This is a genomic window from Enterobacteriaceae endosymbiont of Donacia piscatrix (assembly GCF_012569525.1).
In the GTDB taxonomy this organism is placed as follows: Bacteria; Pseudomonadota; Gammaproteobacteria; order Enterobacterales; family Enterobacteriaceae.
The window spans coordinates 13,112-15,783 of record NZ_CP046200.1 but is presented as its reverse complement, the minus strand read 5'-3'; the positions used below and the strand labels follow the sequence as shown (position 1 = coordinate 15,783).

Sequence of the window (2,672 nt, the reverse complement as noted above, 5' to 3'; positions counted from 1 at the left end):
GAATTAAGTTTTTTTTTAAAAATTATTAAATTTAATAAAATTTATTGCATTTTTAATGTGATGTGTAGTTTTTTTTTTACCTATTAAATATAATATATTATTAATAGGAGGGGTATTTTCACGTCCAGTAATAGCTAAACGTATAGTCATTGCTATTTCTTTAAAATTAATATTTAACTTAAATAATATTTTTTTTAAAATATAATCTATATTTTTTATAGACCATATTTTTATGGTATTAATATTTTTTAAAAATAAATGTAGAATTATTTTTGTGTTGTTGTTTAAATATTTTTTAATTACTAAATTTTTATTATAATTTGGATTTGTATAAAAAATTTTACATAAGTTACTTATTTCACTTAACGTATTACATCTTTTATAAAAAATTTTATATAAATCTTTTAATTTAGGTCCATTATTAACATTTATATCTTTTTTATCAAAAAATTTTTTTAAGTAATTAATCATATCTTTTTCTGATAATTTATTTAAATAATATCTATTTAACCAATTTAATTTTTTTATAGTAAAAATACTAGAAGATTTATTTAAATTTTTTAAATTAAATAATTTTTTCATTTCTTCTAATGAAAAAATTTCTTTGTTACCATAAGACCAACCTAAACGTAAAATATAATTTAATATTGCATGAGGTAAATATCCATCTTCTTTATATTTTAAAATATCAAAATTATTATCTCTTTTAGAAATTTTTTTCCCTAATGTATCTGTAATTACAGATACATGGGTATAAGAAGGAATTAATGCTTTAATAGCATTAATAATATGTATTTGTTTTGGGGTATTATTTATATGTTCTTCACCTCTAATTACATGAGTAATTTTCATATCCCAATCATCTATAACTACACAAAAATTATATGTAGGAATACCATTTGAACGTTTAATTATAAAATCTTCTAATATATTTTTTTTAAATGTAATTTTACCTCTAATAGTATCTATAAATGTAATATTTTTATTTTTTGGAATGTGTAATTTTACTGTATAAGGTTTATTATTACTGATAATAGTTTTATTGTTTCGACATTTACAATTATATTTAATATTATTTTTAGTAATATTTTGTTGAAATTTATTTTTTTTAAATTCTTCTTTAGAACAATAACATTTATATGCATTACCATTATTTAACATAATATTAATTATATTATTATATCTATTTAATTTTTCACTTTGTAAATATGGTCCTTCATCCCAATCAATTTTTAACCATTTTAATGTTTTAATAATATTTTTAATAAAAATATTATTTGATCTTTTAAAATCAGTATTTTCGATACGTAATATAAATTTACCATTATTTTTTCTAGCAAATAACCATGAATATAAAGCAGTACGGATATTACCTATATGTAAATATCCAGTAGGGCTGGGTGCAAACCTAGTGATAATTTTCATAATGTATAAAATTATTATTTTTTAATCTTATATTATAATATATATTATATATATAATAATTATTATTTTAAAATTTTTAATAAAAATATTGACATCTTAGTAGTAAAAATAATAGCATATAAGTATTATCTTTTGGGTGATTAGCTCAGTTGGTAGAGTATCTCTTTTACAAGGAGAAGGTCGGCGGTTCAATTCCGTCATCACCCATAAATTTTATTAAAATTTATAAAAAAAATCTGGGTCGTTAGCTCAGTTGGTAGAGCAGTTGACTTTTAATCAATTGGTCACAGGTTCAAATCCTGTACGACCCATAATAAGAAATGTTTTATTGAAATTATATTTAAATATTTTATTCGTAATTAATTAAAAAAAAAATATATAATTTTTGTTGTAAAATAATACTGGTATGTATTTAAATTATCTATAAAATAGATAGAAATTTTGTTCTTGTAAAAAAATTTTTTATTAATTAAAGATTAAAAATTAAAATTTAAAATATAGTAATATTAGTTTTTTTATATTTAATTAATATATAAATTTTTAAAATTTTAATAATTTTAGAAAATATAATTATTTAGAAAAAATAATTTTACTAAAAAATAATGTACAAAAAAATATTATTTTAATAAAAAATAGTTTGGTATTTATTATTACTAATAATAATATATTTTTTTATTAAAAATAGAAAATTTGATTATTTATTTTAATTATGAAAAATAATTATATTTTGTTTAACTTTGTTCTTAATAAAAGAATATTTAAATTAAAATTTATAATAATGTATATTAAAATAAAAAATAATTTTTAATATTTTAATAGATTAACTAATATAAAAATTATAGTAGTTCGTAATTTTATTATTAAAATTAATTTATATTATAAATTATTGTAATAAAATAAAAAATTTTAAAATAATAACTAATATTAATAGTAATATTAATTTTATTTATAAAAAAATATAATATGGTAAGAATAAAAATTTTTTTAAAAAGATAAAATTTTTAATAAAGAAAAAATATATTAATTTTTAATTATAAATAATTATTATCACGAAAAAATTAAAAAATAAAAAAAATTTAAAATTATATTTTAATTTTGAATAGAATATCTTTTAATAATTATTAAAAAAATTTTATATTTATTAAAATTATTTATTTGAGTTAAATTTTTAAAAGTATTAAAAATATTAATTTTTTATTTATTTATAATTATATTTTTTCATATAATAAAAAATAATGAAAATAATG

Annotated in this window: 1 protein-coding gene and 2 tRNA genes; 2 read left to right on the top strand and 1 reads right to left on the bottom strand. The window is 14.9% G+C overall.

All coding sequences use genetic code 11. The annotated features are described in order from the left end of the window. Positions 1-15: 15 nt before the first annotated feature. Positions 16-1,425, bottom strand: coding sequence for a glutamate--tRNA ligase (gltX, locus tag GJT96_RS00100; RefSeq protein ID WP_169780233.1), 1,410 nt, complete (start codon positions 1,423-1,425; stop codon positions 16-18). 134 nt (positions 1,426-1,559) lie between these two features. On the opposite strand from gltX, the gene GJT96_RS00095 reads away from it, so the two are divergent. Continuing rightward, positions 1,560-1,632, top strand: a tRNA-Val gene (locus GJT96_RS00095). Positions 1,633-1,663: 31 nt separating this feature from the next. Continuing rightward, positions 1,664-1,736, top strand: a tRNA-Lys gene (locus GJT96_RS00090). Positions 1,737-2,672 lie beyond the last annotated feature (936 nt).